This window comes from Vibrio sp. SSH13-20 (assembly GCF_040104475.1).
Lineage (GTDB): Bacteria > Pseudomonadota > Gammaproteobacteria > Enterobacterales > Vibrionaceae > Vibrio > Vibrio harveyi.
In genome coordinates this window covers 1-6,777 of sequence record NZ_JBECOU010000024.1, presented here as the reverse complement: position 1 = coordinate 6,777, position 6,777 = coordinate 1, and the positions used below count along the sequence as shown (strand labels likewise).

The following is a 6,777-nucleotide window of genomic DNA, read 5'->3' as shown; positions in this document are numbered from 1 at the left end:
TCACCATCATACATACCAACAAGCGCATCATGAAGGTGCTGATATTGATGCTGCAATTCTTTTTGAACTAGCGAGGGTAAGCTTATAAATCGTCTACTCTTCATATTTAACCGTTTAATATAACGCCGCATTAAGGTGTGAGCAACGCAACCACGAAACTTAACCATACCACCGTAAACACAAAACCCAACGATGGAATGAAAAATGCCAAGCGTTGAGAATCACTCTTAAATGCTTTGTTAGAAGAATATGCACACGATGCTATTTTTTAGCACTATTTAAAATATCAACTATTGCTTGCTCCTCGTACTTCACTGTTTCTATACGCAATAATTTGTTAGCAACAGCAGGAGCAAACTGAGATTGGAGGCGTTCTATAATCCTATCACCCCACGTTCGACTTTGAATCTCTTCTGGGAGTTCGACAAGAATCAGCACTAATTCAGCACTAACCGACTTTGCTTTCCGATATAAGAACAGTTTGGTTAGCATTTGATACAAATAATTAAAACGGTCAGGTCTTAACATATCTGAACGCATTACTTCAAAGAATAACTCTTTCTCTTCAAGTTGATAGTAAGCATCAAAAACTACAGAGTTTTCCATTATTGGATCTAATCCCTCAAAAGCAGAAGCAAAGCGAACTTCATGCCTTACGCCGTTACTATCAATACCAATACGATTACAAACTTGAACAATAGAATTTGGCTCTAAATCGCGCATTAAGCGCATTTTAGATGTCCCATTTGGAACCAATTTTTGTAATGCTGTTAATTCAGGATCTTTCTTAGAAACTTTTGGCTGCTTCTGCTCAGGGACATTATCATCGTCAGTTTCAAGCCTACCTTTTGCTGCTTTTTGTGCTTCGTCAGCAGGTACAACATTTAATGACTTTAAAAGTTCATTAGAAACACCATTATAGGTCACTTGCGATTGATTTACGTTTGTAGCAACGGTTATTAATTGGTTTCTAAGTTCGGAGTTTTCAGCCTTAAGCCCCGAATTCTCTTTCTCTTTCTCTTTCTTTTCTCTTGATAAAGTCACAAGTTTCCCGAGACTTAAACTATTAAAACTCTCAGACAGGAATAGTATCAATATAATTAGAACCATTGTGATGATCTCTGGCGAGATCTGGTAACTTGGCTCTCCCAGTACAAAACCTGACACTATCAGTCCAGCTATAAATATAGCTAAAACATAAATTGAAACCCTTACAAACTTACTATGTGCTTCCATACTTTTCCTTATTCTTCTAACGCCCAATTAAGGTGTGAGGCACGCAATACGATACTCCCGCATACCACCTTAATCACTAAAACCAACGCATAGTAAAAATGCCACGCGTGCCGAATCACTCTTAAATTGTTTGTTAGTTGCCCATCTCAAAGCCTAGTGCTAACATTTGTACACACACCAACAAAGGAATACATCATGGACACTAGAATTCAATTTCGTGTTGATGAAGAAACAAAACGCCTAGCTCAACAAATGGCTGAGAGCCAAGGTCGCACTCTGAGTGACGCATGCCGTGAACTTACTGAGCAACTCGCTGAACAACAAAGAAAAACATTATCTCACGATGCATGGCTAACTGAACAAGTAAACCTAGCATTTGAGAAGTTTGACGCAGGAAAATCCGTTTTCGTTGAGCACCAAACGGCTAAGTCTCGAATGGAAGAGCGCAAAGCCAGAATCCGTAATCGAGGTAAGCAATGATTTTATGGGAAGAAGAGTCACTTAATGATCGTGAAAAGATCTTTGAGTTTCTCTATGACTTCAACCCTGATGCTGCAGAAAAAACTGACAACCTCATTGAAGCAAAAGTAGAAAACTTGCTTGAACAACCTTTAATGGGTGTGCAACGAGATGGCATCCGCGGACGATTACTCATCATTCCTGAGATTTCGATGATTGTCTCTTACTGGATTGAGGGCGATATCATCCGAGTTATGCGTGTACTACACCAGAAACAAAAATTCCCTACGGATTGATTGCTTCCTCTGGGGAACTAACGCCCAATTAAGGTGTGAGCCACGCTAGCACGACACTCAATTTGAACACCGTAAACACTAAACCAAATCCAAACCAAAAATGCCAAGCGTGGGGAATCACTCTTAAATTGTTTGTTATATTTTTGATGCCGCCATCAGTAAACAGTAGTTTTTTACGCTTTCACAATGCTCACCCATCCAGTATGCAAATGGGGTACTTCGGTGCCAATTTAGATCAACCAAGCTATTGTGAATGGTACTATCTGGAGTACTAAGTGAACCATGTGCCACAACTTGCTCTGGTACATTGTTTAGTCCACACCACCATTCAGGCATCGAACGTTTCCACTTTGTCTCAAGCCAAACATCAGATAAAGCAACTACGTATTCACTTTCGAAACCGGTAACCCCATTGTCATTAAGGAACTGTTTGTCTCGATGATGTAGACGCTCAATATCGTTTATAATTTCTTGTTTTTTCTTTGTGTGAGATAAACGTTTTGCCTCAATGAAAAAAACAGCTTTGTGCTTAGGAGAAAAAACAAAACCATCAATGTGCTGCTTTTTCTCAACCCAAGGAAACTCAAGCCATGATACAGCTCGATCATCATCGAGACATTTCACTAGGGCATTTACGTAGATATGAACTTGGTTAGCTTCTGTGAAACCAGTACTCCCTCGCGCTGGATAAAAGTTTGTTAGCGTTCGGGTGTAAGTCGCGACCATTTCATCAAATGATCTAGAAATTATTTGTTCCATCGAAACCTCAGAAAAATATAACGCCGCATTAAGGTGTGAGCAACGCAGCCACGAAACTTAACCATACCACCGTAAGCACCGCACTCAAAGATGGAATGAAAAATGCCATGCGTTGGGAATCACTCTTAAATGCTTTGTTATAAATCAGATACTTGCTAAAACGGTATGTCCTCGTCAAACATATCGAATCGCTTTGACATTCTGTCTGCCAGTTTTGATGCATCTCTATATACAGCTTCGATTTCACTATTCAGATCAGCATGGTCACTTAAGTTTTCCATGAGAATCGAAAGCTCTCTCGCACTGTCAGCTACATACATTACAGCATTTGAATAATCTGTTTCATATTCATGTACCTTTTTAACATGAATCTCTTTAAGTAGTTTATCTGAAGCTATATATTCAGCTTCCTTTTCACTAAGGTGGGCTGACAGTGCGGCATACCTTTCCTTTAAAGCGATAAACTCTCTATTACGTTGTGATTTTTCTTCTAACCAATGTTCAATGTCTTTGTCCTTAAGCTTTCTGATGTACTCTTCATCTGACTCTACTTTAGCTGTCACCGTTGCCTTTTGCAGAACGAACATTTCCGTTTCATTTTTATTACGGTGCTTATTTCTTAATGAGTTGATGACACCATCATTTAAGTACTCATAAACCAAATTTAAAATGGGAAGAATTACTAAATAAAGAATCGCTAGCATCATTGGGTAGATAAGATCATCAAAAACAAGCCACTGCTTATTTTTGACGATCTCTAACCTTAATGCATTGTCAGCTAGAATAAAGGTGGCAACACCATTGATATTTAAAGCAGTCCAAGCAAGAGCAAATGCTCCTACGATCGGATTACGTACTCTAGACGTAACATTATCTTTTAGTGATTTTATTATATCTTTCATTTCACCCACGAAACTCAAACTGATTTATAACGCCGCATTAAGGTGTGAGTGGCGCTTGGCTATACTTGAGCGAAGCGAAAGCGCCAAGCGTTACGAATCACTCTTAAATGCTTTGTTATGCAATATCTAAAATAGGACTGATTCAGTAACAACAATACCTGCTACAGATTTATAAAACGGCGTATTTTTCTCATCACAAAGCTTGATGAAATCCTGATAAATAGACGTTTTGGTAAACAATAAAGTTACCTCTGACAACTCAAATTCAAAGTCTCCTTTTACACGCCATTCACGTTCATGCGTCCAATCGATAAATTTTTCCGAGTCAGAGAGATCAAAGTTAACAATACGCCACCATTCACTTTTCGGTAAGTATTTTTTTGCCTCTGCGGTTGAGTCATACACTACTGGACGCCCACCTGATTGAAATACATTTTGCTTGTGGAAGAGGAAACCTGAAGGAGAATATCTGACTTTTTTGGACTTTTGGCTTTTTCTTAATTTTTGTTCAAACCAGCAATTCTGACACACCGCATGTATTGGAGCATCTTGAAAACATACAGCCTTGTCACTACCCACTATAAAACCTGAGTCAGTAGTACTTCCAATCAATTTGCGTTCGTCGAGTATTTTAAACATCATTTCAGCCATAGATTGAGGCTTCTTGCTTTTGGTCAAGTGAACCAAACTTGTTGATAAATCTGAACGTTCTGAGTATCTATGACGCCAATCATTTCTTGTATAACTCAAAATTTACTCCTATTGCATAACGCCGCGTTAAGTAGTGAGCAGCGCGACCACCGAACTAAACCATTGCGCCTTAAACACAGCAGCCAAATCGAAGTGAAACCGCCAAGCGTTGCGAATCTGCCTTAAACGCTTTGTTAGGCAAGATTTCACATGTGCTCACTAACTCGATTTAATACAGAATACCTTAAACCTAATAAGCAACCAATCACCCACTGAATTTTTGTGGTTCAAGAACAACCAAAGTCACTATGTTATAGCTGTGATTCCAACAAACACTGAATACAGAGCCTCAGCAACAAAGGGGCTTTTGAACCACCGAAATTCAAAGCTGCAATCTAGCAACAAAAGCTACAGCTTCGATAAACTTGCCCTTTCCACACATTAAGCCAGCTAAACTCACCACCAGCCCAAGCTGAAAACCAATGAGGCAACACAAGAAATTTGGCAAGCTTTACGGTTTGAGAGATTCAAGAATTTAAGCCGACAATGTTGAATTGCCGACAACAGAAAGCGAATAGCCAAAGGGAATAAAGAAGAATAGAAATGAGAAACTCACCATACCTTGCCTAACGCCCTGTTAAGGTGTGAGCAACGCAATACCGAGGCTCCTGCATACCACCTTAAACACAAAACGCAACGCATAGCAAAAATGCCAAGCGTTGCGAATCACTCTTAAACAGATTGTTAGGCATTAGTCCCAACGGTTATAAGTGACTGTAATATGATCAGTCAATGCTTGAGTCACAAAGAAATACCCTGCATTACTCTCAATGTAACCAACCTTTGACCAAGGCTTGTTGGGATTGACTTCTAACAAAGAATAATCTTGAAACGAAAGTGGTAATGTTACCTGAAATTCCGATTTACTAATTGCTTGCTCGATAGCCGCTTCGACGTGCTCTAGTGACCAGTCAAAATCAGTATTACCAGGGAATTCGATCTCATCAGAATGAGTTTGAATAACGAATGTATCATAATGCATTGGTAGCCTCCTTAGTTGACTGAACATAGAATCGTTCAGCCAAATAATTGTAGCTTAAGATGTGAACTCTGATGCCTAACGCCCTGTTAAGGTGTGAGCAACGCAATTACCGAAGTCCCCGCATACCACCTTAAACACTAAAATAAACGCATAGTAAAAATGCCACGCGTTACGAATCACTCTTAAACAGTTTGTTAGCTTACTAACCATCAGCATCAGCTAAACTTGCCGACACAGGTTTTTAAGCCAATGACATACCCACAAATTTTAAGTGGAAATAAAACACCAGTCACTGTCAGTATGCATAAATACGAATATATTATTTTGCGAGAGATTTGCTCTTATACTTTTGAGGAATACAACTATGGCTCTTAAACCAGGTCCAAAACCAATCGCAAAATCAACAGGGAAGCCTGACCAGCGCAGACGTGACAACAAAAAGACTCCTGGTAACACTCCGGGGCTAAAACCTAGCAAGTCATCGAATAAATAACTTGTGTTACCAAAGTGAGCTACTACCTCGGTAGCTTACTTATTTAAAGAAATTTTGTCATTGCTCCAGTAAGCTAACGCCGCATTAAGGTGTGAGCGGCGCTTGGCTATACTTGAGCGAAGCGAAACTGCCAAGCGTTGCGAATCACTCTTAAATGCTTTGTTATAAGCCATTACCTGCATTGGAAACAACTTGACCATCTACTTTTGAACGGTCTGATTCCATTATTTCTTTCTTCTTCAACTCTGCTAACTCCAGCTCTTTTTTATGTTGTTCACTACCTGACATTAGCCCGAAAGATATACCCCCAATGATTCCAGCAACAACGAACTGAGAAACCAAATGATCAGCGTCATTTTCTGACATACCAAAGAAGATCGTTGCAATGTAAGATGTTCCAGTTCCAGTAATTACTGCGATGAGAAAACAAATCATTGTAAAAAGTAGGATTTGAGTGCGATAAATCTTTAAGCGACTTACTGGCACATCAATGAACAAGTTCTGAATTTGAGCTTCTACTTCTCTCGCAATAGGAAGGTGATTGATTTCGCTTTCCTTAGCCAATTTTAACAATTCCATATTGTGCTTTAGTTTATCTGACTCACGCGGCATAAAACGTAAGGCTAAAGTAATAACTGTCGAGATAATACCAATAAAAGTGGCAATTAAGGTGAGCCAACCTTTTAAATCTAGTTCCATAACTAACCAACGATATAAAAACTGAATAATATACTATTAATTTTTCGCCCATTTTACGAGAGACGCTCTGGCTTATAACGCCCTGCTAAGGGGTGAGCAACGCAATACCGAAGCCGCTGCATACCACCTTAATCACTTAAACCAACGCATAGTAAAAATGCCACGCGTTGCGAATCCCTCTTGAGCAGTTTGTTAGTTTGC

The 6,777-nt window shown here is 39.4% G+C and carries 9 protein-coding genes; 3 read left to right on the top strand and 6 right to left on the bottom strand.

Going from position 1 to position 6,777, the window contains the following annotated elements; genetic code table 11:
- Positions 1–261 precede the first annotated feature (261 nt).
- Entirely contained in the window at positions 262–1,236 is a 975-nt protein-coding gene (locus ABMY42_RS26065; RefSeq protein WP_274025971.1) for a hypothetical protein, read from the bottom strand.
- 195 nt (positions 1,237–1,431) lie between these two features.
- Between ABMY42_RS26065 and ABMY42_RS26060 the strand changes: the two genes are divergently transcribed.
- Both ABMY42_RS26060 and ABMY42_RS26055 read left to right on the top strand, forming a co-directional pair.
- On the top strand, positions 1,432–1,716 hold the full coding sequence (locus ABMY42_RS26060; RefSeq protein WP_349266967.1) for a type II toxin-antitoxin system RelB/DinJ family antitoxin: 285 nt from the start codon (positions 1,432–1,434) through the stop codon (positions 1,714–1,716).
- On the top strand, positions 1,713–1,991 hold the full coding sequence (locus ABMY42_RS26055) for a type II toxin-antitoxin system mRNA interferase toxin, RelE/StbE family (protein WP_017035198.1): 279 nt from the start codon (positions 1,713–1,715) through the stop codon (positions 1,989–1,991). The genes ABMY42_RS26060 and ABMY42_RS26055 overlap by 4 nt, the downstream gene beginning before the upstream one ends.
- A 135-nt stretch (positions 1,992–2,126) precedes the next feature.
- Here the strand turns inward: ABMY42_RS26055 and ABMY42_RS26050 are convergent, their stop codons facing one another.
- The 4 genes from ABMY42_RS26050 to ABMY42_RS26035 all read right to left on the bottom strand — a co-directional run bounded on the left by ABMY42_RS26050 (position 2,127) and on the right by ABMY42_RS26035 (position 5,384).
- The gene (locus ABMY42_RS26050; RefSeq protein WP_026000403.1) at positions 2,127–2,750 is read right to left on the bottom strand and encodes a hypothetical protein; all 624 of its coding nucleotides are present in this window, start codon (positions 2,748–2,750) and stop codon (positions 2,127–2,129) included.
- 155 nt (positions 2,751–2,905) lie between these two features.
- The gene (locus ABMY42_RS26045; protein ID WP_349266966.1) at positions 2,906–3,652 is read right to left on the bottom strand and encodes a hypothetical protein; all 747 of its coding nucleotides are present in this window, start codon (positions 3,650–3,652) and stop codon (positions 2,906–2,908) included.
- A gap of 126 nt (positions 3,653–3,778) precedes the next feature.
- A complete protein-coding gene (locus ABMY42_RS26040) occupies positions 3,779–4,402 on the bottom strand; it encodes a hypothetical protein (RefSeq protein WP_349266965.1) in 624 nt (207 codons plus the stop codon).
- A 691-nt stretch (positions 4,403–5,093) separates the two neighbouring features.
- Positions 5,094–5,384: a hypothetical protein gene (locus ABMY42_RS26035; protein WP_258688724.1), complete on the bottom strand. Its 291-nt coding sequence runs from the start codon at positions 5,382–5,384 to the stop codon at positions 5,094–5,096.
- Between the two features lie 364 nt (positions 5,385–5,748).
- Here ABMY42_RS26035 and ABMY42_RS26030 point away from each other — a divergent pair, with 364 nt between their 5' ends.
- The gene (locus tag ABMY42_RS26030) at positions 5,749–5,877 is read left to right on the top strand and encodes a hypothetical protein (RefSeq protein WP_254901966.1); all 129 of its coding nucleotides are present in this window, start codon (positions 5,749–5,751) and stop codon (positions 5,875–5,877) included.
- 162 nt (positions 5,878–6,039) lie between these two features.
- Here the strand turns inward: ABMY42_RS26030 and ABMY42_RS26025 are convergent, their stop codons facing one another.
- Positions 6,040–6,576: a hypothetical protein gene (locus tag ABMY42_RS26025; protein WP_349266964.1), complete on the bottom strand. Its 537-nt coding sequence runs from the start codon at positions 6,574–6,576 to the stop codon at positions 6,040–6,042.
- Between the last annotated feature and the right edge of the window lie 201 nt (positions 6,577–6,777).

Coding starts and splice junctions, on each gene's coding strand:
- ABMY42_RS26065 (WP_274025971.1), bottom strand. CDS start 1,236: ATGGAAGCACATAGTAAGTTTGTAAGGGTTTCAATTTATGTTTTAGCT.
- ABMY42_RS26060 (WP_349266967.1), top strand. CDS start 1,432: ATGGACACTAGAATTCAATTTCGTGTTGATGAAGAAACAAAACGCCTA.
- ABMY42_RS26055 (WP_017035198.1), top strand. CDS start 1,713: ATGATTTTATGGGAAGAAGAGTCACTTAATGATCGTGAAAAGATCTTT.
- ABMY42_RS26050 (WP_026000403.1), bottom strand. CDS start 2,750: ATGGAACAAATAATTTCTAGATCATTTGATGAAATGGTCGCGACTTAC.
- ABMY42_RS26045 (WP_349266966.1), bottom strand. CDS start 3,652: ATGAAAGATATAATAAAATCACTAAAAGATAATGTTACGTCTAGAGTA.
- ABMY42_RS26035 (WP_258688724.1), bottom strand. CDS start 5,384: ATGCATTATGATACATTCGTTATTCAAACTCATTCTGATGAGATCGAA.
- ABMY42_RS26030 (WP_254901966.1), top strand. CDS start 5,749: ATGGCTCTTAAACCAGGTCCAAAACCAATCGCAAAATCAACAGGGAAG.
- ABMY42_RS26025 (WP_349266964.1), bottom strand. CDS start 6,576: ATGGAACTAGATTTAAAAGGTTGGCTCACCTTAATTGCCACTTTTATT.